At 46.2% G+C, this 26,552-nt stretch carries 25 protein-coding genes and 3 pseudogenes; 21 read left to right on the top strand and 7 right to left on the bottom strand.

Annotation, left to right across the window (positions count from 1 at the left end; genetic code table 11):
- Positions 1-67 precede the first annotated feature (67 nt).
- The 4 genes from AAV90_RS10700 to coaD all read left to right on the top strand — a co-directional run bounded on the left by AAV90_RS10700 (position 68) and on the right by coaD (position 6,156).
- On the top strand, positions 68-1,234 hold the full coding sequence (locus tag AAV90_RS10700) for an acyl-CoA dehydrogenase (protein ID WP_046498831.1): 1,167 nt from the start codon (positions 68-70) through the stop codon (positions 1,232-1,234).
- A 264-nt stretch (positions 1,235-1,498) separates the two neighbouring features.
- Positions 1,499-3,331, top strand: a complete 1,833-nt coding sequence (locus AAV90_RS10695) for an acyl-CoA dehydrogenase (RefSeq protein WP_046498829.1) — start codon at positions 1,499-1,501, stop codon at positions 3,329-3,331.
- A gap of 236 nt (positions 3,332-3,567) precedes the next feature.
- Positions 3,568-5,400, top strand: coding sequence for an acyl-CoA dehydrogenase (locus AAV90_RS10690; protein WP_046498826.1), 1,833 nt, complete (start codon positions 3,568-3,570; stop codon positions 5,398-5,400).
- Positions 5,401-5,667: 267 nt separating this feature from the next.
- Positions 5,668-6,156, top strand: a complete 489-nt coding sequence (coaD, locus tag AAV90_RS10685; protein ID WP_046498824.1) for a pantetheine-phosphate adenylyltransferase — start codon at positions 5,668-5,670, stop codon at positions 6,154-6,156.
- A gap of 95 nt (positions 6,157-6,251) precedes the next feature.
- On the opposite strand, the gene AAV90_RS10680 is transcribed toward coaD, so the two are convergent.
- Positions 6,252-6,875, bottom strand: a complete 624-nt coding sequence (locus tag AAV90_RS10680; protein ID WP_052729745.1) for a peptidoglycan-binding protein — start codon at positions 6,873-6,875, stop codon at positions 6,252-6,254.
- 756 nt (positions 6,876-7,631) lie between these two features.
- Here AAV90_RS10680 and AAV90_RS10670 point away from each other — a divergent pair.
- The 4 genes and pseudogenes from AAV90_RS10670 (at position 7,632) to AAV90_RS14180 (ending at position 10,305) form a co-directional block, all read left to right on the top strand.
- Entirely contained in the window at positions 7,632-7,946 is a 315-nt protein-coding gene (locus tag AAV90_RS10670; protein ID WP_046498819.1) for a hypothetical protein, read from the top strand.
- A 103-nt stretch (positions 7,947-8,049) separates the two neighbouring features.
- Complete coding sequence (locus AAV90_RS10665) at positions 8,050-8,847, top strand: DUF3991 domain-containing protein (protein WP_052729744.1); 798 nt, start codon at positions 8,050-8,052, stop codon at positions 8,845-8,847.
- A pseudogene (locus AAV90_RS15160) lies at positions 8,805-9,026 on the top strand (glutamyl-tRNA amidotransferase); the annotation flags it as partial. The gene AAV90_RS10665 and the pseudogene AAV90_RS15160, both read left to right, overlap by 43 nt.
- Before the next feature lie 373 nt (positions 9,027-9,399).
- Positions 9,400-10,305 (top strand): M23 family metallopeptidase, encoded by a 906-nt coding sequence (locus tag AAV90_RS14180; protein WP_207642060.1) that lies wholly within the window; start codon positions 9,400-9,402, stop codon positions 10,303-10,305.
- A 265-nt stretch (positions 10,306-10,570) separates the two neighbouring features.
- Here the strand turns inward: AAV90_RS14180 and AAV90_RS10650 are convergent, their stop codons facing one another.
- The gene (locus AAV90_RS10650) at positions 10,571-10,945 is read right to left on the bottom strand and encodes a helix-turn-helix domain-containing protein (protein WP_479725404.1); all 375 of its coding nucleotides are present in this window, start codon (positions 10,943-10,945) and stop codon (positions 10,571-10,573) included.
- 537 nt (positions 10,946-11,482) lie between these two features.
- Between AAV90_RS10650 and AAV90_RS10645 the strand changes: the two genes are divergently transcribed.
- Positions 11,483-12,697: a hypothetical protein gene (locus AAV90_RS10645; protein WP_046498813.1), complete on the top strand. Its 1,215-nt coding sequence runs from the start codon at positions 11,483-11,485 to the stop codon at positions 12,695-12,697.
- Between the two features lie 226 nt (positions 12,698-12,923).
- On the opposite strand, the gene AAV90_RS10640 is transcribed toward AAV90_RS10645, so the two are convergent.
- Entirely contained in the window at positions 12,924-14,072 is a 1,149-nt protein-coding gene (locus tag AAV90_RS10640; RefSeq protein ID WP_046498811.1) for a cysteine desulfurase family protein, read from the bottom strand.
- Positions 14,073-14,363: 291 nt separating this feature from the next.
- Positions 14,364-14,489 carry a hypothetical protein gene (locus AAV90_RS15615; protein ID WP_278279305.1) on the bottom strand — a complete coding sequence of 42 codons (126 nt, stop codon included), beginning with the start codon at positions 14,487-14,489 and terminating at the stop codon, positions 14,364-14,366.
- Positions 14,490-14,530: 41 nt separating this feature from the next.
- On the opposite strand from AAV90_RS15615, the pseudogene AAV90_RS10635 reads away from it, so the two are divergent.
- The 5 genes and pseudogenes from AAV90_RS10635 to AAV90_RS10615 all read left to right on the top strand — a co-directional run.
- A pseudogene (locus tag AAV90_RS10635) lies at positions 14,531-15,256 on the top strand (amidoligase family protein); the annotation flags it as partial.
- Between the two features lie 19 nt (positions 15,257-15,275).
- Positions 15,276-15,770: a gamma-glutamylcyclotransferase family protein gene (locus AAV90_RS10630; protein ID WP_046499051.1), complete on the top strand. Its 495-nt coding sequence runs from the start codon at positions 15,276-15,278 to the stop codon at positions 15,768-15,770.
- Between the two features lie 4 nt (positions 15,771-15,774).
- Positions 15,775-16,866, top strand: a complete 1,092-nt coding sequence (locus AAV90_RS10625; protein WP_046498807.1) for a M23 family metallopeptidase — start codon at positions 15,775-15,777, stop codon at positions 16,864-16,866.
- Between the two features lie 202 nt (positions 16,867-17,068).
- Positions 17,069-17,479, top strand: coding sequence for a DUF6103 family protein (locus AAV90_RS10620; protein WP_046498805.1), 411 nt, complete (start codon positions 17,069-17,071; stop codon positions 17,477-17,479).
- A 32-nt stretch (positions 17,480-17,511) separates the two neighbouring features.
- A complete protein-coding gene (locus tag AAV90_RS10615; protein WP_046498803.1) occupies positions 17,512-17,760 on the top strand; it encodes a DUF6103 family protein in 249 nt (82 codons plus the stop codon).
- A gap of 48 nt (positions 17,761-17,808) precedes the next feature.
- Here the strand turns inward: AAV90_RS10615 and AAV90_RS10610 are convergent, their stop codons facing one another.
- A complete protein-coding gene (locus AAV90_RS10610; RefSeq protein WP_076982642.1) occupies positions 17,809-19,044 on the bottom strand; it encodes an excisionase in 1,236 nt (411 codons plus the stop codon).
- A 575-nt stretch (positions 19,045-19,619) separates the two neighbouring features.
- On the opposite strand from AAV90_RS10610, the pseudogene AAV90_RS10605 reads away from it, so the two are divergent.
- Positions 19,620-19,925, top strand: a pseudogene (locus AAV90_RS10605) (hypothetical protein); the annotation flags it as partial.
- Positions 19,921-20,823: a M23 family metallopeptidase gene (locus tag AAV90_RS14175; protein WP_052729742.1), complete on the top strand. Its 903-nt coding sequence runs from the start codon at positions 19,921-19,923 to the stop codon at positions 20,821-20,823. The pseudogene AAV90_RS10605 and the gene AAV90_RS14175, both read left to right, overlap by 5 nt.
- A gap of 116 nt (positions 20,824-20,939) precedes the next feature.
- Here AAV90_RS14175 and AAV90_RS10595 read toward each other — a convergent pair whose 3' ends face one another.
- Both AAV90_RS10595 and AAV90_RS10590 read right to left on the bottom strand, forming a co-directional pair.
- On the bottom strand, positions 20,940-21,746 hold the full coding sequence (locus AAV90_RS10595; protein WP_157609548.1) for a hypothetical protein: 807 nt from the start codon (positions 21,744-21,746) through the stop codon (positions 20,940-20,942).
- Between the two features lie 371 nt (positions 21,747-22,117).
- Positions 22,118-22,927, bottom strand: a complete 810-nt coding sequence (locus tag AAV90_RS10590; protein ID WP_242847547.1) for a transposase — start codon at positions 22,925-22,927, stop codon at positions 22,118-22,120.
- A 23-nt stretch (positions 22,928-22,950) separates the two neighbouring features.
- Here AAV90_RS10590 and AAV90_RS10585 point away from each other — a divergent pair, with 23 nt between their 5' ends.
- The 5 genes from AAV90_RS10585 to AAV90_RS10570 all read left to right on the top strand — a co-directional run bounded on the left by AAV90_RS10585 (position 22,951) and on the right by AAV90_RS10570 (position 26,483).
- Positions 22,951-23,580, top strand: a complete 630-nt coding sequence (locus tag AAV90_RS10585; RefSeq protein ID WP_242847546.1) for a M23 family metallopeptidase — start codon at positions 22,951-22,953, stop codon at positions 23,578-23,580.
- A 546-nt stretch (positions 23,581-24,126) separates the two neighbouring features.
- Positions 24,127-24,903 carry a hypothetical protein gene (locus AAV90_RS10580; RefSeq protein ID WP_046498798.1) on the top strand — a complete coding sequence of 259 codons (777 nt, stop codon included), beginning with the start codon at positions 24,127-24,129 and terminating at the stop codon, positions 24,901-24,903.
- The gene (locus AAV90_RS15730; protein ID WP_076982641.1) at positions 24,848-25,291 is read left to right on the top strand and encodes an amidase domain-containing protein; all 444 of its coding nucleotides are present in this window, start codon (positions 24,848-24,850) and stop codon (positions 25,289-25,291) included. The genes AAV90_RS10580 and AAV90_RS15730 overlap by 56 nt, the downstream gene beginning before the upstream one ends.
- Positions 25,292-25,385: 94 nt before the next feature.
- A complete protein-coding gene (locus AAV90_RS10575; RefSeq protein ID WP_046498796.1) occupies positions 25,386-26,039 on the top strand; it encodes a hypothetical protein in 654 nt (217 codons plus the stop codon).
- 75 nt (positions 26,040-26,114) lie between these two features.
- Positions 26,115-26,483 (top strand): BlaI/MecI/CopY family transcriptional regulator, encoded by a 369-nt coding sequence (locus AAV90_RS10570; protein WP_046498793.1) that lies wholly within the window; start codon positions 26,115-26,117, stop codon positions 26,481-26,483.
- Positions 26,484-26,552 lie beyond the last annotated feature (69 nt).

The raw sequence follows: 26,552 nt of genomic DNA, 5'->3' as shown, positions 1-26,552 counted from the left end.
TGTTTTATTAATCTTTTAATCGTGCTATATGAGGGTCTGATAGGCAAGAATAGGGGAGGAGTAACTGGTGGATTTTGGATTAAATGATGAGCAGAGGCTTTTTAAAAGAACCTTTGCGGATTTTTCGGATGAGGTAGTAGCACCTGGTGCTGCAGAACGGGATGAAGAAGAGGAATTTGATCTGGAGTGTTGGCGTAAAATGGCCGAACTGGGTCTGGCAGGTTTGATTGTACCCGAGGAATATGGGGGGATTGCTGCCGGAACAGTCGTTTACGCCATGGCGGTGGAAGAGGTATCCAGAAACTGTGCTTCAATGGGAGTAACCCTGTCAGCGCATACATCCCTTTGTACCTGGCCAATATTGCACTTGGGCAATGAGGAACACAAAAAAAGATTTCTGCCGCGTCTGGCTTCTGGGGAAAGTTTGGGTGCATTAGGTCTTACGGAACCCAATGCCGGTTCCGATGTCGGAGCTACTGCTATGACGGCAGTAAAGGACGGCAATCATTATATATTAAATGGCACTAAGATTTTCATTACCAACGGTTATTATGCTGATATTTACGTTATTTTGGTACGTACCGGCGACAAAAACGCTAAACATGGCAACAGCAGTTATTTCGTGGTTGAAAAAGGAACCCCCGGGTTTAGTTTCGGAAAAAAGGAAAAAAAATTAGGTATTCGCTCATCAGCTACGTATGAACTGGTCTTTGAAGATTGCCGGGTTCCGCAAGAAAATCTGCTAGGTAATGAGGGGGATGGTTTTAAACAGACCATGCATGTGCTAAATGGCGGGCGGGTAGGAATTGCGGCCCAAGCTTTGGGTATTGCTGAAGGTGCTTACCGCTATGCATTGAATTTTGCCTTGGAACGACAGCAATTTGGCAAACCTATATTTTCCAACCAGGCCATCTCGTTTAAATTGGCCGACATGGCCATGAAGATCCAGGCAGCACGCAATCTGGTTTATGAAGTAGCTTGGCGGGAAGACCAGGGACTGCCATACCAGAGACAGGGGGCATTTGCCAAGTGCTACGCCGGTGATGTTGCTATGGAAGTAACTACCGAAGCAGTTCAAATACTGGGCGGATATGGCTATACCCGCGAATATCCAGTTGAAAGAATGATGAGGGATGCCAAGATTACTCAAATATACGAAGGTACTAACGAAATCCAACGACTTACTATAACAAATTGTATTAAAAAAGGTGATATAACTAATTATGATTACTAAAAGTAATAAAATATTATAATTAAAGATGCAAGGTTATATAAACCTTGCATCTTTCTTTTTAAATTTTCCAGTCTAAGTACAGTCTCCTAAATCAATCACCCCAGGTCTGGTACGCCCGGAGAATTTGTCGAGACAAGAAAATACCGTACGTATACTAATTACAATTTCCAAAATAATTTTATTATGTAAGAGGATATATAGTATATATGTTGAATATCTTATTGAATATATTATTTTTCTGAAAATATAAGGAGGGGAATTGTAATGTCTGCAGGTAATTTTATTTTCGACACCAGGGACACCAGGTTTATTCTGAAAGAATGGTTAGATATGGATAAACTTTTGGGATATCCGGCCTATCGTGATTACTACACTAAGGACGATGTGGATTCCTTTGTAGACGTAGTTTATAAGATTTGCCGCGATGTGGTAGCACCTGCCAATGCCGAATGTGACGAAATCGGTGTTAAATTTGTTGATGGCAAGGTAATAACTCCGGATGGCCTGAAAAAAGCTTACGATACAGTTATAGAGGCTGGTTTAGGGCCTCAATTCGCGGATCGCGAAGCTGAAGGCCGTTTGCCCTGGTGTTTTGGGTCATGTCTGACGGAAATGATCATAAACGCATCGGCAGCTACTTCCGCTTATTGGGGATTGACCATGGGAGCGGCTGGCGTTATCCAGACCTATGCAGCGCCTGAACTGAAAGAGAGATTTTTACCCAAGATGTTCAATGGCCAATGGGGCGGAACGATGGGTATCACGGAAGCTGGCGCTGGTTCAGACGTTGGAGCGGCGATTACCAAAGCTTATCCAACCGATAAACCGGGACTTTATAAAATCAAGGGCGGCAAGATGTTTATCACTTCCGGTGATCATGATATGGTGGAGAATTTTGTTCACCTGGTATTGGCTCGGATTGAAGGTGCCCGGGAAGGAACCGGCGGCCTGTCTCTATTTATCGTGCCCAAAATCTGGGTTAACGAAGACGGTTCATTAGGCGATTCTAATGATGTTACTACGGTCGGCATTGAGCATAAAATGGGGCTGAAAGGTTCGGCCACATGTACTTTGGCACTCGGTGAGGATAACAACTGTTACGGTTACCTGATTGGCGATCCTCCGGATGAAAAAGGCAAAGGCCAAGGTATGGCCCAGATGTTCCAAATGATGAATGAAGAAAGACTTGGTACTGGAGTTTTGGCTTTGGGAACAGCTTCGGCTGCTTATCAGCAATCCCTGGCTTATTCCAAAGAAAGGGTACAATCCTCCAAGCTCACCGATATGAAAGGCCCGGCTGTCAGAATCATTGAACACGAAGACGTCAGACGTATGCTGATGTTCCAGAAATCCATCACCGAAGCATGTAGAGCCATGATTATGAAAACCTACTTTTATATTGACACCATGCATGACAGTCCTGATGAAGCTGAAAGAGAGTTTGCTTATGCGATGTTCCACATGAGCAACCCCCTTTGCAAGGCATACACCTCTGATATGGCATGGCCATCCATTGCTGAAGCTATTCAAGTTTATGGCGGTTACGGATATATAGAAGAATACCCCTGCGCCCAATATGCTCGTGATGTAAAGATTTTCTCCATCTGGGAAGGAACCAACTATATCCAGGCTTTGGATCTCTGCGCCCGCAAAATGACCATGAACAAAGGCAAAGTTATGATGACCTTCATGAAGGAAATCGGAACCTTTATTGAGATGAACAAAGCTACCCCGGGTTTTGAGGATCAATTCAAGGTTTTAGGCGGCGCCTTTGCCGAATACCAGGCAATTTTAGGACTCTTTAACGGTTATATGCAGGCAGGCAAAGTACAAATGCTGGGGCTGTTTGCAACCCGTATCCTCCATGCAACCGCAATGGTTTATTGCGGCCGACTGCTCCTTGACCAGGCTTTACTGGCTGCCAGACAGTTGCAAGCAGTAGGTGAAGACCATTTTGATGCTACCTACTATAAAGGCAAGATGGCCAGTGCAAAATTCTATATCATGAATATCGTACCTGAAGTATTTAATATTAAAAGAGTATTTGAATTGGGCGACACCACAGCGGCTGATCTTCCTGAAGACTGTCTGCGCTAGTTAATTATTGATCTTTAAAAGAGTAGCAGTTGCTCATCAGGCAACTGCTAATCTTTTTTCTGCTTGCCTAAAAAAGAAGTGGGATTTATCCTAGGGTTTTAAAATACGCGCACTATCAAATTGTCTAATTATAACAATATATAAAAATAATTCAAAGTCAGCAGGTAAAATTATATTAATGTTGAATATTACAAAATATACATAATTTACCTAACAAAATAAGGAGGGGTACTGTAATGAGTGCGGGTAATTTCATCTATGATCTCAGGGATAGCCAGTTTATTCTTAAAGAATGGCTGGACATGGATAAACTTCTGGGTATGGAAGCTTATCGCGACTACTACAGCAAGGATGATCTGGATTCCTTTTTGGAAGTAAACTACAAGATATGCCGGGACGTTATTGCACCTGCTAACGTAGAGTGTGATGAAATTGGAGTCAAGTTTATAGATGGCGTTGTGGTTACTCCAGAAGCCATCAAAAAAGCTTACCAGACGGTTATGGAAGCCGGACTGGGGCCCCAGAATGCTGACCGGGAAGCGGAAGGCCGTATGCCTTTGATTATGAATGCGGCTATTGGTGAAATGCAGATTAATGCCTCCCCGGCTGTAACTACCTATTGGGGCTTGACTATGGGAGCCGGCGGAGTAATTCAATCATTTGCCGCACCTGAACTCAAGGAAAGGTTTCTGCCGAAAATGTTTTCTGGTGAATGGGGCGGAACGATGTGTATTACTGAAGCCGGAGCAGGGTCGGACGTAGGCAATGCCTCGACCAAGGCTTTCCCGACTGATACCCCTGGTCTTTATAAGATTAAGGGCGGCAAGATGTTTATTACTGCCGGCGACAATGACATAGCCAAAAATTTTATACATCTAGTTTTGGCTCGGGTTGATGGGGCTCGTCCCGGAACAGCCGGTCTGTCACTTTTTATTGTACCTAAAATTTGGGTAAAAGAAGACAGCTCCTTGGGAGAACCTAATGATGTTAATACCGTTGGGATTGAACACAAACTAGGTATGAAAGGTTCTGCCACCTGTACCCTGGCATTTGGTGAAAACGACAACTGTTACGGTTACCTGATCGGCAATCCGCCTGGAGAAGATGGTAAGGGTGAAGGCATGGCCCAGATGTTCCAGATGATGAATGAAGAAAGACTGGGAACCGGTCTTTTAGCCCTGGGAACTGCTTCCGCCGCATACCAGCAGTCTTTGGCCTATTCCAAGGAAAGGGTTCAGTCTGCTAAGATAACTGATCTAAAAGGACCAGCCGTTAGGATTATTGAACACGAAGATGTCAGACGCATGCTCATGTATCAGAAATCGATTGTTGAAGCTTGCCGGGCCATGATTATGAAGACCTATTACTACATTGATATGTCCCATGACAGTGATGATCCGGAAGAAAGAGAATTTGGCAATTTAATGTTTCATCTGAGTAATCCTCTTTGCAAGGCGTATACCTCGGATTTGGCCTGGAATACAATTGCCGAAGCGATTCAGGTTTATGGCGGATATGGATTTATTGAAGAATATCCCTGCGCCCAATACGCTCGAGATGTCAAAATCTTCTCCATTTGGGAAGGAACCAACTATATTCAGGCTCTTGATCTATGTGCCCGCAAATTTACTATGAAAAAAGGCAAAGTTGTCATGACTTTCCTGGGCGAAGTCGGTAAATTCCTGCAGGCCAATGCTGAGGCGCCCGGTTTTGAAGCCCAAATAAAGATGCTTAATGAAGCTTATACAGCTTATCAGGGTATTCTGGGAACTTTCAACGGCTATATGACCTCAGGCAAAATCCATATGCTGGGCTTGTTTGCAACCCGTATCCTGCACGCAACGGCTATGCTTTATTGCGGTATGCTGATCCTCGATCAGGCTATACTGGCAGCTAAGAAGTTGGCTGAACTTGGCGATGACCACTACGATGCCAGTTTTTACAAAGGTAAGATTGCCAGTTCCAAATTCTATGTCATGAACGTAATGCCGGAGATATTTACCATTCAAAGAGTATTCGAAATCGGCGACACTTCTGCCATTGATCTGCCCGAAGACTGTCTGCGCTAGAAAAATAGTTCAATTAAATAAAAAGCTACCAAACCGCAGCGTAAGCTGCGGTTTTGTTTGGGGAATATTAGGAGATAAGGCGGCAGTTTTGATAGCTCCCCCATTCAGCCGGAAAATTAATACTAACCCGGTTCAAGCTCAGACTGAGTGCCGGGGAGCATTGGAGGTATTCTAAGGTGATTTAGGTGGTTTATTTCTTTAAATAATTAAACTGTTTGGGTATAATTAGCTAAGGGTGTCAGCTATTTTATGGAAGGAGAGTACCAAATGGCAGTTGCTGTTTATCCCGGGAGTTTTGATCCGGTTACCAATGGGCATATTGATATTCTGGAGAGAATGAGCGGGGTTTTTGATAAGATTATTGTAGCAGTCGTTCATAACGTTACCAAGCAGGCTTTGTTTACCTTGGATGAGCGGGTTGAACTGATCAAGGAGAGTACCAAACATCTAGATAACGTAGAAGTGGAAGGATTCAACGGACTGCTGGCTGACTTTTTAAAAGAAAAAAACGTTGTGGTAATTATTAGGGGCTTACGCTCTATTACTGATTTTGAATATGAATCCCATATGTCCATGATGAACAAACTATTATTGCCAGAAGTAAATACAATATTTGTTATGTCTGATCCACAGTATATTTTTGTTAGCTCCAGCGGGGTTAAAGAAGCTGCTTTATTGGGCGGGGATGTAAAAAGGTTGGTACCGGCTGCCGTTGAAAAAAGTTTATTAGAGAAGTATCGGGCTGGAAAAAGCTAGGATAATATGAATAGTGCTGTTGTCTGATGAAAATTATTAAATCGGGAATAAGAAAAAAATCCGCAGCTTAGGAACTGCGGATTATTAATTTCAAGTTAATTCAATATGGTTACTTTCACGGTCTTAATACCAAAATTTAAGGCCTGCTGATGAGTCGCAAAGCAAAGATCAAGGCGATTTCCTTTGATAGCTCCTCCCTGGTCAGCAGCGATTCCTTCACCGTAGCCCTCAACGTAGAGCCGGGTGCCCATGGGAATTACTTTGGGATCCGTAGCAATGATGCCATATTTCAAAGGAAGACCTATGTAAGAGGGTGCGCCATAATATGGATAATTACATTTGGCACATGGGCAATAGGCCGTAGCTACCATGGTTACTGTTTTACCACGATAAACCTTGGAACCATCCCGGGAAGGGGTGGAATCAGTTATCCTCAGAGCGGCTTTGGTTTTAGGCCCCACTATTCCGTCCACTACCAGTCCTTTGTCTTTTTGAAACTTGGTTACCGCAGCATACGTTTTTGGACCAAATATGCCGTCAACGTTTCCGCACCAATAACCTTGGGAATTTAGAGCTTTTTGCACTGTCTCTACCTCAGTTCCTCTCGATCCCCAGTATAAATTGGATGCGGCCACAGCATTCTCGCTTTGGGCGGCAAAAATACCGGTAATAAAAAGTGTTAAGACAAAGATGGGAACAATCATTTTACTTCGTAACATTTTCTAACCCCTTTCTAATCTGTATTAACTTGAAAAAGAACCGTTTAGCTGTTTCGTGTGTTAACATCGCTGCAGTTTTGGAGATAGTAACCATAGCCCAATACTAACTTATTAATCTTGGTATCATCAAATCCACTCATATAGCACAGGCTGGAACATGCTTAAGTCAGAATGATTGTCCTAAGAAATCGAAAAACATTCGCGGCTATCCAAAATAATGGAAGCTTTTGTAAAAAGATCCGGCCCCCCTGGATTAAGCCTGCAAAAGCCCAAACAACCATACCTGAGTGCCGGATGTGTATCCATATTTAATTTGTCAGAAAATAAACGAACATGGTTTCCGCCCTGGCAGGGGAGCTGTAAAGCCTATGAAAATAGTGGCAGGACAGTATTTTTATGTATTTTCCAATTTGTGGTGTAAGCTATAATAAACAATTTATAATTAAAAATACAAAATAATTTCCGCTAAAGCCGAGCCGAATAGCATGTTGCAATAAACTAAAAAAACAAAATATGTCGTGCCCTTCACACGGGGAAAGACCATGAGAAGCCTTGAAATAACTATGTTTCAAGGCTTTTTTTGTTTGTCGTCAAAAACCAATATACTCTCAAATGTTATCCATGTTATCAAAAATCCCTATGTCCTCAAAAGGCGCAAAACCCCCGATTGTTGCAAAAATGTTATCAAAATCTACGAGCGGGATATAAAGCGCCTTAAAGGGATATGGGAAAAAACCTGAAAAGGAGGCTCAAACCATGCAAGTCAATCTTTACGCCAACGGTATTTTGCTTCCGTCCGGCGACATCAGCCGGGACAAAATCAACCTCATAACCGGGGCCATGACCGCCCCGTTCGTTGAAACCCTTTGGGCGTTCTCCGAAAACGACACCGAGGTAATGAAGAGAATTTCAGCCATCTTTACTCACCTGTACAGCGAAGGCCGGGAAGTGGAAATGCTGGCAGGGCACCCGGAGGCCCGGCAATACTTCCTGTTTTCCTTCCTGCTGGATATGGACGACATCATGCAGGACTTTATGGCCGAAGCCGGGCGAGCTTTTTGTTCCCCTTAAAACCCCTTTTACCTGCTGGGAAAAGAATAGCAATAAAGCATACCACGTCCTGGGCGTTCAGAGTGAGCGCCCATTTTTCATTTTCAGGAAGGAGGAATAGGCCATGCCTTACGTCACACCGGAACTGGTTGCGCAGGCAAAGGAAATCGACCTGTTTTCCTATCTCCAACAATATGAGCCGCAAGAGCTAAAGCGCACAGCGCCGCATGAATACTGCACCGCCACCCATGACAGTCTAAAAATCTCCAACGGCAAATGGCATTGGTTTTCAAGAGGCATCGGCGGCAATACCGCCCTTGACTACCTTATTAAAGTACGCAATATGGGCTTTGTGGAAGCCGTACAACTGCTTTGCGACGGACGGGCCGCCCCTGCCGTTTCCTTTCAGCAGGTAAGGAAACCGGAGCCACCGCCCAAGCCCTTTGAACTGCCGGAACCGAACCGCAACAACCGGGCCGTTATCGGCTACCTGCAAGGCCGGGGCATTGACCCTGAGATTATCAGGCTTTGCATTGAAGCCGGAACGCTCTATGAGAGCCGGGAATATCACAACTGCGTATTTGTGGGCAAGGACACAGCTGGAACACCCCGCTTTGCCTCTGTCCGGGGAACCTACGGGGACTTCAAGCAGGACATCGAGGGCAGCGACAAGCGGTACAATTTCGTGCTGCCCTCCTGCCCGCCCGGCAGCCGCTTTGTAGCCGTCTGCGAAAGCCCCATTGACGCCCTTTCCCTTGCCACTATCCGCAAGCGGGAAACAAGGGCATGGGGAATCCCCATGAAAAAACTGTTTACCCGCAAGGGCGGCAAACCCATTGTCCATAGCCCGCCGAAAAGAACATCCGGCGCGGGTACATCATGGCGGCGGCTATCACGGCGGCCATGTTCGGTTTTAGCGTAACGGCATACGCCGCAGGCGACCCTTTAGGGAGCATAAACAAGCTGTCCGATTTTGTGTTTGCCGCCATCCGCGCCATCGGCATTATCCTGCTGGGCTTCGGCATCGTGCAGATCGGCCTGTCACTGAAATCCCACGACCCCGGCCAGCGGGCCAACGGCTTTATGACCTTTTTCGGTGGCTTCCCGCATCCAGACCACGGAGCGGGCGAAAACCAACTTACTCAGGGCGGCCACGGCGGGCGGCAAGGCCCGGAAAGCAGGCGCCAAGATCACCAGCGCCACCCAAAAACAGGCAGCGAAGAAAGCGAAGCAGGCGGCCAGGCAGCAGGCCATGAAACGCGCCGCCCGGATTGCGAAAGCTACGGGCAGAACCGCTATGAAAGCTGCCAGGCTGATAACCAAAATTGCCGCCGCATTGGTAAAGGGCGTGGTTGCCCTGCTATCCGCTTGCGGGCCGCTGGTGGTGATAATCGTTTTTATCGCCGCCGTCGCCGCCCTGATTGCCTCCCCCTTCGGACTATTCTTTTCGGATGAAGATAAAAGCACCGATGTTATGCCGATTTCGCGCGTTGTGCAGGAAGTGAACGAGGAATACAACCAGCGGATAGAGGACATCAAGAATGACAATACATGGGATACGCTGGATGTTCAATACATCGGTACCGGAGGCAGCCGGGGCAATATCTGGATAGATATTCTAGCCGTTTTCGCCGTCAAAACCGCCCTGACCGACGATGGCATGGATGTTGCCACCATTGACCAGACCCGTATTGACCTTATCCAGGAAGTATTTTGGGATATGACAGAAATCGACCACTGGATAGAAATCGTGGCGCATACCGACAGCGAAGGGGAAACGTGGTACGAATACATTCTGCATATCATCATTACCCAGCGAACCGCAGGGGAGCAGGCGGAAATCTACGGCTTTAACGACGACCAGAGAGAAGTGCTGGAGGAACTTTTGAGCGGCGCATACGACCGGCATTTTATGGCCCTGATCACGGGTTTGGGACACCTGGGGGACGGAACAGACGTTATTGCGGAGGACTTTTATATCTGGCCCAGTGCCGCCAGTGATTATGTGACTTCCTTTTTTGGCACCAGGTTGCACCCCATCCTGGGTGTCTACAAAACCCACAGCGGCATTGACATCGGTGCGGGATACGGAACGGCGGTACTGGCTGCTGCGGACGGCGTGGTTACAACGGCTGCTTACGACGCAGGCGGCTACGGGAACTATCTCATCATTGACCACGGCAACGGCAATAAGACCCTTTACGCCCACATGAGCCAAATGAGCGCTGGTGTCGGGCAGGCGGTGACGCAGGGCCAGACCATCGGCTTTGTAGGCAGCACGGGATTGTCCACAGGCCCGCATCTGCACTTTGAAATTTATGTCGGCGGCACAAGAGTTGACCCCCTGTTATACTTCTCCAATTATACGGCAGCATGGTAGACATCGACTGAATTGCATCGCCGATTGGAAACGAAGCACCAAAATCCTGACTTTCAGGATAGACCCACACCGCCATGCGGCAGGATGAAAATCGCAGGTACAACATGTGCGATTCTCTCTATTTTCAGAGTAGCTTAACACAATAGGCCCGCCACGGGTGAACATATCAGCTTGCCCCGTGGCGGGCCTTTTCTCTGCCCGTCTATAAAAACCCATCGGTTGCCGGTGGGCTTTTATAGGCTGACGGCAAAGGAAGCGGAGGTCTTTATTTTTCCGCTTCCTTTGCTTGAATTATTCCCTTTGCTGTAGCCTCTATGATAATAAGGTCTTTTTCGTCCAATTCGTCTAATTGTTTTTCAAGCTGCCTGCGGCGTGTGCTTTTTTCAGCGCCGGTATCGGGAAAGAAAAACTGGTCTACCGAAATATTAAAGAGAGTGACAAGCTCATAAAAAGCCTGAAAACTCGGGTGCTGTCCCTTGTTCTCAATTGACATGATGTACCTGGGGGCAAGATTAACTTTTCCGGCTAATACCTCCCGTGTCCATCCTTTGGTTTCCCGTGCTGTTTTTATGACTTGTCCGAAAGCCTTAAAATCATAGAGATTATCTGGATTGCGCATAATCATATCACCCTGTATCATTTTACAATTCTCATTGGTAAAGCTAAACGATGCAGAAACATCCATAGTGTAGCTTTGTAGTTCTCATTATGCGCAACGAGTGATTACAAAGTTCTCTTTGAGATTATACGGATTATCATAATGTTGGATTACATTTCTGTTCGGAATGCAGCAATCAAGCGGGGGATTTCTGAACGCAGGATATAAAAACTTTTTGAAGAAAATAGACTAGATGGTATTGTTCGATTTGGCCCTTCATGGGCTACACCAAAAGATGCAGAAAAGCCTACTGATGGTAAACTGAGAGAATAGATACGCAAAAAGAACTAGTAAAAAGCTCCGGTTAGCGCGTAAAAAATGTCAATAAAAGTGTTGCAAAAGACCTCCTGAATTGTCTTATACATTATGAAAGGTATTCTACTCGAACTCTTGTTAAAATTGTATAATAAGGGAGGTAGATGCGTTATTGTGTAAGATTACCTTTATAAAATAGAGCCTACAAGTATTCCCCTAGTATTCCATTTCTGTCTGACTTTAGTTATTGATAGGAGGCTATATATGCGAATAGTTAAACGAATCATTAGTATACTCGTTATCGCCGGAGTATTTATAGCTACTGGACCGAATATTCCGGTACTGGCAGCGGTCGGTACGACCGCTGCTTCCGCCGCGCCCGTCCAGTATGACTTTTATATCAATGGTGAAAGAGTATCCCTGTGGGCGTACGAGATTGAGGACGACGTATATTTCAAACTGCGAGACCTGGCTATGATACTGAACGATACGGAAAAGCATTTCGGGGTTACGTGGTACGACGATGGTAAGGAACGTAATGGTTATAATTTACAGGTTAAGCTGTCGCCCCAACTTTCTTATACGCCAGTGGGCGGAGAATTATCCAAAGTATCGCAGGGTATAAAGGTCATTGCGCATATGTCTTCCTGTGATTTTCATATTGATGACACTCGGATTCCCATGCGTGCTTTTACCATAAATCATACTAATTATATATCACTTTCCGACATTGCAATCAATATGAGCTTTACCGCAACTTTAGACAAGGAAAGGCACACAGCCGTAGTTGACACGAAAGTATACGATACCGGTTTATATTCACTTTTACTTCCCGATGGCTGGAAAGCCGAAGGTTTAAACTTCACCCGTTCCGGTGATGCGGTCGGCTCCCTTTTCATGCGTACTTACGACCCGGACCATACCATTGCCCAGTTTGAGGACAATCACAGGGTAACGCTTTCAAGTGACACTTTAGATGGCTTTGACTATCCCGCCGCAAAAGCGCTAATCCGGGCGACACAACCTGCGGCAGCGAATGACGATTCCCATGTGGATGAGCTTCACATATACATCATGCTTGCGGACCTCCGCTGCGCGTTCGACTTTTCTTTCGACTCCGCCAAGGTGGATGCACAGACGGCAATGGGAATTGTAAAGAGCTTTGTGCCGAAAGAAACGGCAATAAAATATTATAAGATAGCGTCTCAATGGGCAAAGGCGGTAAAAGAACGCAACGGCCGGGCGCAGTATGAGCTTCTGAGCGCAGAGCTGCAATCCGAATACTATGACTATTACGAGGCCGTGGGCTGGGTGACCGGAGTTTCCAGCCCGTGGAAGGAAAGCTATGTCATTCATATTTCTGATAACCGCGTGGTCGTGTTCTATGAGGGTAGGACCTCCGAAGGATTTGCCGGATATTCCATGGATATACTTTCATTTTCGGAGGAAAATGGACAATTGCGAATTAGTGGACGTTAATGGCGTCAACGACCGAACCGGTTACGACGCTCAAAAAAAATTGTGGTTAATCTCTGATTTGGAGGAATATTCCTTACAAATGGGATGCCATAACAATGTGAAACTGAGAAGATAGTTTTACATAAAAACGAGCCCAAATAAGTGCGTTGGCACGATTTTTCGGCTCGTTTTTGTATATTTTTGTTTATAAGTTTTTTCATAGAATACTCATCTTTTAGAATAAGCATCATGGATTTTTACGCTTGTATTCTATAACTTTGGATAGAACATCCACGACATAATTTACCTCATCTTCAGTATTTTCTTCACCAAATGTAAACCTTACGGAACCTAACGCAGTTTCCTCAGTTTTATTCATAGCTAAAAGCACATGAGAGGGACTTTTTGAGTTACAACTACATGCAGAACCATTGGAAACATATATTCCTTCATCATTTAAAATAGTCGCTAAATATTTAGCGTCAATACCTTGAAAGAAAAAATTGGCATTACCCGGTAATCTTAAGGTTGGATGACCATTTAGAAAAACGTTGGGAATATTCCTTATCACCGCTCCAATAAACAGATTTCTAATCGTTAACACTTTTTTATTTTTAGATTCAATGTCGATAGTTGATAGTTCTATTGCCTTTCCCAGCCCAACAATGCCAGGCACATTTTCAGTGCCGGATCTTCGGTTTAGTTCTTGTGAACCGCCGTGTAGATACGGGTCTATATTTGTTCCCGTTCTGATGTACAAGGCCCCAACCCCTTTTGGCCCATTAAATTTATGTGCAGATAGGGATAGCATATCAACTTTACAGTCGTTTACATCAATATCAATATTACCTATGGCTTGCACTGCATCCGTATGAAAATAGATATTGCTTTCTCTTGCTATTTGTCCTATTTCTTTTATTGGCTGCATGGTTCCAACTTCGTTGTTGGCATACATAATTGAAATCAATATAGTGTTTTTTCGGATGGATTTTTTTAATATGTCTAAAGAAACAACACCAAATTCATCAACAGGCAAATATGTAATATCAAAACCGTTATGCTCCAAATATTCACAGGAGTTCTTAACTGCCGGATGTTCTATTGCCGAAGTGATAATATGATTGCCTTTTAATCTATTTGCAAAAGCAATTCCTTTAATAGCCCAATTATTCGATTCTGTTCCGCAGGAAGTAAAAAATATTTCATGTGCTTGGCATTTTAATGCATAGGCTACTTTATATCGAGACTCATCAACGGCAGCTCTGCTTTCTATGCCCAATTGATAAATACTTGATGCGTTCCCGAAGTTTTCACATAAGTATGGCTTCATCTTTTCCAATACATCACAATTTAAGGGAGTAGTTGCGGCATGATCTAAATAAATAACTTTTCTCATAGATAAGAATTTACTTTTTTACCCTTCTCAGTATATTACTGGAACGCTATAATTATCAGCATAATATTACCCGTGAAATTATAATTTTCATGGGTAATACCGTTACTATAGTAGGTTTATATGAAATCTAACTTGACTATTGCCGCAGTTGGAACTGCCCGGCAGACCCTTATCTAAAATATGGGCATGAGTAAATAGACTATAAGAAATTTCACGCTCCTGCCGCGAAAAATGCTCATAGCCAGCTATTGTCCAGGTCGTCAATATATTATAAATTACAAGTCTGCTGAATCAATCCTCATAAGGTGTCCATTGCGAATACTCATCTTCAAACGGCATTGGTATGACATAATCATCAGAGAATTCATCAAAACTTAGCTGAGGAAGTTCCTCATAAGACACCTCTTGAGCTTTCACTTTGCGGGTACTTCTGATGTTCTCTTCGTTCGTGATGGAGAGCCATCGCCAACGCAAGCTGCGGCATCCATGTCCATGTGGATGCCACGCCGCACAACGCGGTTACCCTGCGCAACATCACCAACATCATGGCCAGCAAGGAGGATCTGATCTACAAAGCCCTGCAGGTGGATGTGGCAAGGGAGCGCCAATTCTGCAGAAAGGTGGAGCAGAGTTTTTTAGCGGAACTCAACCGCAGGAAGCCCAAAACCCTGGAGCAGGTCGGCTGCATTTGGTACGACGGCAACGATGGCAGGCATGAGCATTACCACAACAGCCGCTATCACTGCCTGAATCTGCACAGCGTATTCCAGAAAGGCACCATTGAGTTCCGGCTGTTCAACAGCACCACCCATGCCGGAAAGATCAAAGCGTACATCCAGCTCTGCCTGGCCATCAGCCATCAGGCACTCTCCCAGCGCTGCGCCAGCCGCATCAAGACTCAAAGCAGCAATGAAAAGTACACCTTCCGCACCTGGCTTCTGCGCCTAGGGCTCATCGGCGACGAATTCAAGAGCGCCCGGCTGCACCTATTAGAACATCTGGACGGCTGCATCGCCTGGAAAGATCCCGCCCAGGCCGAGCGCCAAAGGGAGCGGCTAAGGCAGAAAAAAGAAAAGGAGCTGGCGCGTTCTGCCGAGGCCGCTCAGGCTGCGGAAGAACAAAATCATCAGGATGTCGAACCGGCCGGGGCTGAAGAAAACCCCGGCCTTTCCATGTCCATGTAGCAAGGAGGATTGAACAATGATGAAAGGCAAAACCCTGTACATCGCCTACGGCAGCAATCTCAGCCTGCGGCAGATGGCCTACCGGTGCCCCACCGCCAGGGTGGCGGGGACAAGCGAGATCAGGGATTATGAGCTGCTGTTCCGAGGCGGCCGTCAAAACGCGTTTGCAACGGTGGAACCCCTCAAAAACACCTGCGTGCCGGTACTCTTATGGACGCTCAAGGAAAAAGACCTGCAGGCTCTTGACCATTATGAAGGATATCCGTGCCTTTACCGCAAGGAAATTCTCGATGTGGAGCTGAAAGGCAAAACTGTTCCGGCCATGGTGTATGTCATGAACGATGGCCGTCCCTTGGGCGCCCCCTCGGATTATTACCTGCAGACTATCCTGGAAGGTTACCAAAGCGCAGGCTTTGACACCGAGGTTTTGGAGCAGGCGGTGGAGAAATCCACCCGGCTGGCCGGAGAACAGCACCCGGAACAGGAAAGCCTGTTCGACCTGAAGTGGTGGTGAGGATATGGCCGCTCCCGCAACCGTCGCCCTGGCGGTCAAAGCCGCCATCACCGCGGCCACCGACAAGAGGACGCGGAATGCTGTCTGCATTCTCGTGGCCGCCCTCGTGACGCCGCTGATTCTCATCATCGTGATGATCGTGAGCCTGCTCTCGGCCGCGGCGGATCACAACAATACCGCCATCGACCTGTGCTTCAACGGCGGGGCGATTTCCTCGCAAGCGCCCGCCGATTACGCCGCCCATATCCGGGATATGCGCGGCAGTTTCTCGGAGCTGGATGCAGCCATCACGGACATATCCGCGGAGTTGGAGGATGGCAGCCTTGACAGCATTAGAATCAAGGCGATTTTTTATGCTCTGCTTTTCGGCGCGGAAAATCTCAGGATGGACAACTCGGGCTACCAGGCCTTTGTCAAGTGCTTCGTAGGTTACGAAACCCGCACCCGCACCGTGGACCATGGCGACGGCACCACTTCGGAGGAAACCCGCACCGTGGCCGTGCCGATCAAATCCCTGCCGGAGATCTACGACAACCTGGAAAACACCCTGGGCCGGACGATTACTTTAGAGGATCAGGCCAACGCTGCGGAAATATATTACCGTATATTGTACGGCGGCAGCGTTCCCACTTATGGGAAGGCATTCGACCAATGGGCCAACGGCCTGCCTCTGTCCGACGCGCCCTTTGTGGGGGCCGACGGCTTCTGTTCTCCTCTAGGAGAAAACTGGCGCGGCGTGGTCACCTCGGAATTCGGCTACCGGACTGATCCTTTCACCGGGGAGAGCAGAGGGCACACCGGCCTGGACCTGGGTGCGCCCAGCGGCACCCCCATCCGCGCGGCCCTGGACGGCACGGTGCAGTTTGTGCGCTATACGAACACCGGCTACGGCTATCACCTGGCCATAGATCACGGCGGTGGCTTCGTCACTCTCTATGGCCACTGCTCTAAAATCCTCATTGCCGAAGGACAGACAGTCAAGGCCGGCGACATCATCGCCCAGGTCGGTTCCACAGGCCGCAGCACCGGTCCACACTTGCACTTCGAGGTAAGAATCAATGGAGAAATGAAAAATCCAAGAAGCTATCTGCCATAAAGAGGACATAGACCGTGTTTGCGTCGAACCACAGCCGCCAAATATGCAGATGCATCAACAGTAAGAAAAGGAGGTGGTGAACTAATAAGCAGTGCCCGAACCAGCAATTTTTCCTGTTTTCATCGCTGATGGAGGATGAAGATGAGTCCTGGAAGGAAGAAGAAAACACAATGAATATGAATTTTTAAGGAGGAAATCAGCCATGAGAGAAACCGAGTTGAAGATGTTGTTCCCCACGGAGAAGCTGGAGGCTCTCCGCTTTTTTATGGCCAAAAAGGAGCTGTCCATTGAGCAGGAACTGCAAGATTACCTGGACAAAACCTATGAAAAAGTTGTCCCCGCCAATGTCCGCGAATACGTGGAAAGCAGGCTCGGACTGGAGCTTGCACAGGAACCCGCTCCCGAACCGGAAATGCAGGAGCGGCAACCGGATGAAACCCCTGAACCGGAGGCACCGGAACAGCAGCCGGAGCAGCAGAGGGTGCGTCAGCCGAGGCAATCCCGCCGTCAGCGGGAGCAAGCCGCGGCTGAAGCCGCCCCGGTTTTGGATTCTCCGGGATGGGACGCAGCCCCTGACGAGGAAGAAAGCCAGGGCATGAGCATGAGCATGTGAACAAATACAATCGGGAAAAGGAGTGCGAAACCATGAAGCAGGCAACCGTTCAAATCAGCTTCGACGCGGAAAAGCTCGGAGCCATTAAGCGGTATATGAGCAAAAAAGACGCCGAGCTTCTGGCCGAGCTGGACGAAGTCATGCAGAAGCTCTACGAAAAACACGTTCCCGTGCCGGTGCGGGAATACATCGAGAGCCGGGAGGCGGAGGAAGCGGCCAAAACAAAAAGCCCCTCTCGTCCGGCCTCACTACAGAAAAATACCGCAGAAAATGGGCAATAAGCCGAAAAAAATAACCGCCTTGTCACTTGGCAGAGCGGTCATTTAAGCTCATGATAGCTTTATTTCAAAATCCGGCGAGTCCGGTTCAGCTCCCGGCTCATCCTGGGAAGGCCCCGTGACCGCATGCTGCCGCTGCTGCAACGCAAGCTGTTCCAACTGCCGCACCCGGCCTTTTAAACCCTGGCAGAGTGCGTCTGTACGAGCCTCATCGATGTAAGGAGATGCGGATAGAAGCACCCGAAACTCCTCATCAATATCCCGCAGTGCGGAAAAATCAATCCAATCCAGGCTGCCGGCCAAAGCGATCTGCTGGGCATGGGTCGGTCTGAAAGGATGAGCGGGCACATCGCCTCCCGGATGGATGGCCCCGGTGACCTGGTCATGCCAGAGGCTGGTACCGCTGTCATAGATGGGGGCCGGGCCTACCCAGGCCAAGGTATCCACATTGCGGATAGCTCCGAAGTTTCCAAAATGCCGGTCCGTATTGGCGATCAGGAAGTCAAAGGCTAGCAGGTAGTTCAAAAACTCCTGCATGCCGGGGATGCCCAAATGCTCGCAGCAAAGCAGGAAATGCTCGTACACCGAATGGTGGTTGCGCTTCTTTTGGCTGCGGTAGATGTGGTAGGCGCTGACCAGTTCCGTCTCCGGTGTGATGATATTCCCGCATATGCTGTAGGGGATCTGCTCCTCCCAAATGAGGCGGTACGGCACATAAGCCCCGCGGTTTAAACGTCGGTGCAGGGAGGTGGCAATCACCTCATTGAGAGGCTCCTGCTGAAACGGATTGCTTCCCGACTTGATCAGGCAGCGTTCACCGTCGATGATTTTCCATTTCTTGCGCAGCCATCCGTCCGATGTGTTGCAGGGGGAGAGCAGGTCCAGTTCGCTGCCGGGTGTCGCCTGACCAAAGAGCGCATTGCCCACATCATCGGAAAAAGGATTGTGAAAGAAATTGATATCCTCCCATTTAAAAGGATGCGCCTTGGGATTAATCCAATACTGGTCGGACAGACTCAGCCCGTAGCATTTGGTGAGAAGCTGCTCCGTATAGGACACCTTCAAGATATCGAGAGCCTCCCGGATACCGGAACGGCTGGCGGGAATGGAACGTCCCCGCCACCAATCGTTCAGGCTTTTCCGGTCGGGAATCCCTCTGATCATCGCAATGCCAACGGGAAGGTATTCCGGATGAATCACCTGGACGACCTTTAAAATCGCGCCCGTATCTTCGTCAATATTCAGTTCCACCACCGGGGTATACTTATTCATCAACGTGTAGATCATCCGTATGCCCTCCCTTCAAATATAAATTGTTAGTACATCATTTTACCAATTTTTTTCCTTTTTAACAAGGCTTTGCGGAAGGAATGCATTTTTATCCGTAATGGCCATAGTGGGTGGAGAAATGGCCCGGCCTGCCATCAAATAGGGCGGCAGCAGGGGCCGGATAAGCATGAGGCAAATAGGAGCGGATCTGGCGGCTGTGTCGCCCGGTGTGCCCCTTTGACAAAAGGGATGGCACCCGTATACCTATGAACAGCTTCCCAGGCCGTGTCGAGGCTTTGTGAGCGGCAATCCAAAAGCGGCCCAAGGGATGGATATCCCCTCCCTTGGGAGAGGGGGTGAGCCATGGGGTCGAAAATCTTGCAGGTTAAAGAGGCGGGGTCGCCCAGCCCCCCGCCTCGGCTCACCTCAGCCCGCAACGCGGGCTGAGGAACGTTTCATACCGGGGTCGGATCTTGCCCGTGGGGGTCGGGCCAGGAGCTGCAAACCGGCGTCAAGGAGGTAAATACAGTATTTTATAGGGGATCGCGGCCGGTGTTGCGATCCCCTATGCGCCGGATTGGAGGTCGAAAACAATGGTGGAAGAGAAAAAGAAGAAATTTCCCCTGTGGATGCGCCCGGAAACGCAGCGCCAGGTCAAGGAGTGGTATCAAAAGGACAACTGCGGCAGCCAGAGCGAATTCATTGAGAAGGCCATTCTATTTTACTGCGGCTACATCTCCGCGGAAAACAGCATGAAGTTTCTGCCCGCCGCACTTACCTCCGCCATGGCCGGCGTGGTGGAAAGTTCGGAGAACCGGATGGCCAGGCTGCTTTTCAAGCTGGCCGTGGAGATGTCCATGATGATGAACATCATCGCCTACAATGCGGAGATCGATGAAACCTTATGATGTACCTGGACGAGATCGGCACCATCCCCAAGATCGAATCCTCGGTCCCAGCACGAGCACCTACCCCTCGGTAGGCAGCGTATCCCAAAACGAAAATGTAACCGCCATCTGGAAAGAGGGAACCTGGGCTCATATCGAGTACAGCGTCACCGGTACAACCAATAAGAAAAGAGGATACGTTCCCGCCAGCACGGTAAACATTACCGAGTCGGTGCCAACTATCACCAATCAGAATCTTACCAGGTACGTGAACACCAGCGGCACAACGTACACCGGGCCTGCGTCAACCGGATATGTGGCGGCCGGTTCTGTTTCAAGAGGGGAGACAGTCATCTATATCGGCCAGATGTTTAACAGCTATGCGTTTATTGAGTACAACATTTCTGGATCGCAAAAGAAGAGGGCGTATTTTTATGCCGGCTATTTGTCTACAGCACCTGTTTCCGACCAGATCATGAAAGACCCCATAAATAAAAACAATAACTTTACTGGCGGCAACCATGTAGACTATTCTGTGTCAACTGGGACTCCAGTTTACGCCATGTGTGACGGCACTTTTAAATTTGCATATATTTGGGGCAAACATACCCAAACCAGCGCTGATTCGCACCTCAGTCTTGGGCGAGGAACACGCTTGACGCCTGCTTCTGGGTGGGAAACAGCGGACGGCAGAACACCTTCATATATTGAATATGGCCATCTGTCCAGCCTGAACGGCTATTCCACGCCAAGTTATGTTGAGAATTGCCCGGATTCTTCAAGCGGCAATAATTACTCGGAAGAAACTGTTGTTCTTGCGAACAAGGCTGTAAAATGCGGGGACCTCATTGGCTACAGCGGTAATTCAGGGAACTCTACCGGCCCTCATCTTCATATTCAATTCAGATAAATAATCAGTACTCAAAAGAGAGGCTGTCCCAAGGGGGCGGCCTCTTTTATATTGCAGTAAGCATCCGCCCGTAAACGGGCAGTCAGAATACCACCGGCGGTCATGATTCTGCACAGTTAGTATTTTGTTATCTTGCATGACTTATATGCAAATGGGAAAGTATCATCACCGGATAATGTAAACTGAATAGTGACTTTTTCAGTCATTCTGAGTATTTGGTTGTAATTCGGCTTGAGGAAAATATCTAGTACGGTTTTCTCAAACTCAGCCTTCTGCATAGCTTCCGTTGTGCCAGCGGCATCTCTGATAGCCTTTATATTTGGCGTGGCGTCCTCATAAAGGTCGGAGGATTCCAATTCCCCGAAGAACAAGCCATCAAATACCGCCGTATAGATACCATCGGTGTCTTTCGAAATATTTGTGAGGCGATAATAGCCGTGTCTCATTGTATCTCCGGGCTTTATGCAATAAACACCGTTATCATAGGTAAGGTATGAAGAGCCTCGATCGGTGTAGTTTATTCTTCCAAAATACTTATTTACCGTTTTTGCAAATTTTTCTTTTGTAAGCACGTCGTCAAGGTTTTCATATTTGGCCTCGTTTCTTGGGCTAACAAAGTTCATATAGATATAAAGCGTAAATTGATCCCAATCCGCTTGTTCAGGGGAAGCAAAAGCGGGCAGCATGGCCAGTTCATATGGGTTCATACGATAATATTTAAAAAACTGCGAGATAAGATCCTCTGATACCTTGAGATTGTCGTGCTTGAGCAGGCTTACTAAATAACTCTCTGGAGTATTGTTGTCTGTTGACCGCTCAGTTGGCGCTTGTGCTGCTTTACTGTTAATTATGCCTTCTGGTGATGATGCATCGGGTATTGTGACTGGATTCTTTTTATCCGCACATCCGGAAAATAACATCATAGCCTACAAAAAGGTCAACCAAATTGTTTTTTTCATATACATGCCCATCCCAAAATACTTTTGCTTGCATGTGAGGCAGCCATATCGCATCCCTCCAATAAATAACATCATGCCTTTTAAAGGCCTTCTTTACTATAATAGACAAGAAGAGACGTAATTTGCAACACTCAATTAACAATTATTAAGTTAATTCATAAATCTGAAACGAAGCAGATAAAGCTGCCCTTTTTGGGGCAGGCTTTTTTGCGCAACTGGAAGTTTTTGGGGCCTGCCCTTGGGGGGTAAAAAAGCATTAAAAGTACTAATCAAGCTGTTGCAAAATATTTCATAAGTTGTCTTATACATATAGAAGGAAAATTTTACAGAAATTATCAAGCCATCAAAAGAACCACGGAGGGATCGGCAAACGGCATTGGTATGACATAATCATCAGAGAATTCATCAAAACTTAGCTGAGGAAGTTCCTCATAAGACACCTCTTGAGCTTTCACTTTGCGGGTACTTCTGATGTTCTCTTCGTTCGTGATGGAGAGCGGAACACTTGCGACGTCCATGGATGGACTAGTGCAGCAGTGCCATGGATGGCAAGGAGCTGCCAGACAGGCATATTCTATATCAGCGGAAGATGTGGGAGGAGGGTCATGATTCTTAGTTGCCCACAGGTCCAGATGTATCAATATCTTCTTGACGATAGACAGATCTTCGATAATGGATATAATTCGCATGTGACCACTACATTGAGGGCAGAGTAATAGATCCGTATGATAAATCTTTTGAATCAGGCGAGCCCAGTTTCTGCGAAAGGCCTTTTTGGAAATATCAGATTCAACCAACGACGGAATCTCTACATCAATCTCGGTTTTTTTGCGCATCCCCCGCGACTTGTTGGAATAATATCCGTAATATCTGACCAGCTGTTCTCCCTTATTGGGAATATAGGTAACAAGTCTTGCCAACCAGTCAAGGGCCATAAAGCTTTCCCGAACGCTGCTATTTTTGCCTCTATAAATTACTCTGGCAATACCGTCAGGCACTTCGGATGCGGATATATAGATCAGTCTTTCCTGTGAGAGGGGAGCTCTAATAATATATTGAGCAAGTTTTTCCAGCCCTTCTTGATCCCCTGGATTAATGGCTGGTCCACAATAGACATTAAACCCGCTGTGATGCCAGCTCAGCATATTTTCAATAATGTGGTTGAATTGTGGCGCATACCGACAGCGACGGGGAAACATGGTACGAACATATTCTGCATATCGTCATTACCCAGCGAACCGCATGGGAACAAGCAGAAATCTACGGCTTTAACAGCGAGCAGAACGAACTGTTGAAAGAACTTCTGAGCGGCTCATACGACCAGTATTTTATGGCCCTGATCACAGGGTTGAGACACCTGGGGGACGGAACGGAGGTAATTGCGGAGGGCTTTTATATCTGGCCCAGCGCCGACAGCGACTATGTAACCTCTTTTTTTGGCACCAGGCTGCACCCCATCCTGGGCGTCTACAAAACCCACAGCGGCATTGACATCGGAGCGGGATACGGAACGGCAATATTGGCTGCCGCGGACGGCGTGGTCACAACCACAGCTTACGACGCAGGCGGCTATGGGAACTATATTATCATCGACCACGGCAACGGCAATAAGACCCTTTACGCCCACATGAGCCAAATGAGCGCCGATGTCGGGCAGACGGTGAAGCAGGGCCAGACCATCGGCTTCGTGGGTAGCACGGGAATGTCCACTGGCCCGCATCTGCACTTTGAGGTTTATGTCGGCGGCACCAGAGTTGACCCCCTGCTGTACTTCTCCAATTATACGGCAGCATGGTAGATATCGAGTTGAAGTGATTCACTGACTGGAACACAATAGGCACGCATGGGAGCGCACCCTCTTCCTACGCTTCCCCTGACGGGCCTTTTTTCATTCTTGCCGCATATCTTTTCTCTATGAGCTGGAATGCTTTTTTGGCAAGAAGAAACTCAATTTGTTTTCTCTGTTTTTTGCTACTTTATTTTCCAAAAAGTATTGACACATTAATCTACATATTGTAAATTAATATTGAATTACACCACGTAGATAAGAAGAGGCGGATTTCATGAGCAAAAACACAGCGAGTGTCAGATGCAAAAAATAGATTATGGACCTAAACTTGCGCAGGACGAAAGTTTAGCCGTCACTTTAAAATGCGGCAAACAGGAAGTAAAATTGCCGTTAAGGGCCTGCGGAGCATCGTTTAGAAACTGTCGCAAAAAAACTGTTAATATCAACTCTGTATGTTGAGGGAGTGAATCCAATGGGCCTTTCAAATTAAAATATGGTTTTTGCGGGCAAAAACCTGAGAAGTCACTTTGAAAAATAAAAGGAGTGTGAATTCAAATGCTGAAGTCAAAGAAAATTGTTTCAATGTTGTTGGCAATGGTGATGGTGTTAAGCATAGGGTGCTTAAGTGCGTCGGCAGAAGAGATCGAGGATTTAGCGATTGAAAATGCAATAAATTTTGTCGATACAACATTTTCTGATTTTGCCGATCCGGAAAGTTATAAGGAAGATTTAATAGCAACAAATGCAGATGAACTAAAAAAGTTTATCCAAGATAAAAGAAAAATTATGAATCTAAAACAAGAGTTATCGGGGAGAAAAATTGTGCTACAGTCCCGTGAAATTTTAGATACGAAAGTGACTAAATTAGATGACTCATATGAAGTTCTTCTCAATATAAATTATATTTATATTGATGGAGATTTAAAATCTTCTTTGAATGCAGGTTATAAAATTATATTAGGGAAAGATGATTTAAACGAATTTAAAGTAATCGCAGCAATGTCCAATGATCTATCTTCAGGAAGTTTGATTAATGCAACGATAGCTCAATCGGCGGCTGATTTGAATTTAGAATTCCAATTAAATACGCAGACTAAGGCTTCCTACGATTACAATACGGTTGAAGAAAATATAAAGAATTACTTTAAAGATGTACAAAAAGAAAACGACGGCTTAATAGCAGAAGCTACGGAGGACAATAAATCGGTGCAAAGCTTTCATACCTTTACATCCAGCGAGCGTGCTGGGATGAGAACGTATCAGGATAATTGGTGGAATGGATTTAATCCTGCTTACGCAAATTTCACGGACTGGGGGAGGGGACTGCACTAACTATGCCTCTCAAGTTTTACATGATGGAGGAGGTGCCCCCTTCTACCCTTCTCCTAATACTGGCATTAGTGGCAGTGATAGATGGTTTTACAGAAGTGCAAATGATAGAAGTTCTTCGTGGACAGGAGCTGGAGAGCTACAAACTTTTCTGTTGAATAATACTACTAAAGGCCCTTACGGGCAGGTTAGTAGCACGTTTGGCAGCTTAAATTCAGGAGATATAATTCAATTATCAAGTTCAGGTGAATATTATCATTCTATTGTAGTGCACACTCCAGGAGGAGACCCAACGGTAACCGCACATACTAACGCATATTCCGGATATTATTCCACAAGATATGGAGGCATATCAAACCTCAAGATTCATATTACTGGATATTATAATTAGTAAAATTATGGGGACATTTTAAAGTTCAAACGGCATGCAAAAAAACAGACTTTAAAGTGTCCCCATAATAATCGAGTAAAGGAGACATTATGTAATGCGAAAGAAACTGGCCTTTCTTATAGCTTTAGTATCTATCTTTTTAATAGCAACAGCAGGTTGTACAAACGAGCAAGCAGATAAAGAAAACTCAAATGAATTAAATTTAGAGGGTTATCTAAATAAGGATGATCAAATAATAGAGGCAATTAAAAAACAGCCGATCGGGGCAACGGGTCCTAAATTAATTTATGCGTACAAGCAATATGCAGTTATATTAAATTTTAACGGCATATTGATTTACGATTTTGATAAAGAAAACATTATCCATACAATCGATAACATGTCTTTGGGACTTAATAAAATGCAGGGCAGCGATTACACGATTGCCAAATCCAATAATGAAAAAATCGCTTTAGGAAACATAAGTGCCATTGAAAATTCCGCATATGTCTATAATATCGAGAAAAACGAATTATCTAATGCCAAAGGAACAGAAGAATTCAAAGAAGTAAAACATGTGGATAAAGAGGAACTGCCTAACACCATACTTAATGATAACAATGATAACGCCGGAAATGCTGTTTACAATGAGAAAGGTAATATTGTATTGCTGACATATCGCTATGAAGACGGAACAGACAGTTGGATTCTATATATATTGGAAAAAGATAGTTTAGACATAATAAAGCAAGTTAACGTTTTTAAGTAGCGTTTGGCGAAACGTAAGTAGAGTGCAAATTGTTATATTAAAACTAAGACCAGGGGGCTTTATAAGGAGGTTTCCATGAACAAAATTCACCGAATGTCAGATTCAGAAAAACAGATTATGGAATTCATATGGGTAGCCGGACACCCCGTTACTACCAGAGAGATCATTGCTAATTTGCCGGAAGATAATAACTGGAAGCAAAGCACGGTCATTACGTTTTTAGCCAGGCTAATGGAAAAAGGAATTCTCAAGGCAACAAGAATTAGCAAGGCAAATTATTACGAACCGTGTATAACGGAACAGGAATACCGAAATTTTGAAACCAAGCAGTTTATCGCCGACGTTCATAAAGGTTCGGTATTGGGGTTTATAAATTCCTTATGTGATAATGGCGACTTAACGAAAGAAGACATTGAAAAGCTTATGAAGCGCCTAAAGAAGTAGGTGATTGTATGTTCTTAGACCTTTACAATCAGATATTGATTATGGCGATTGTAGGCGGAGGGCTATACC

Origin of the sequence: Syntrophomonas zehnderi OL-4, from assembly GCF_000983115.1 — a bacterium.
GTDB lineage: Bacteria > Bacillota > Syntrophomonadia > Syntrophomonadales > Syntrophomonadaceae > Syntrophomonas_B > Syntrophomonas_B zehnderi.
This window is presented reverse-complemented; position numbering and strand designations above follow the sequence as displayed.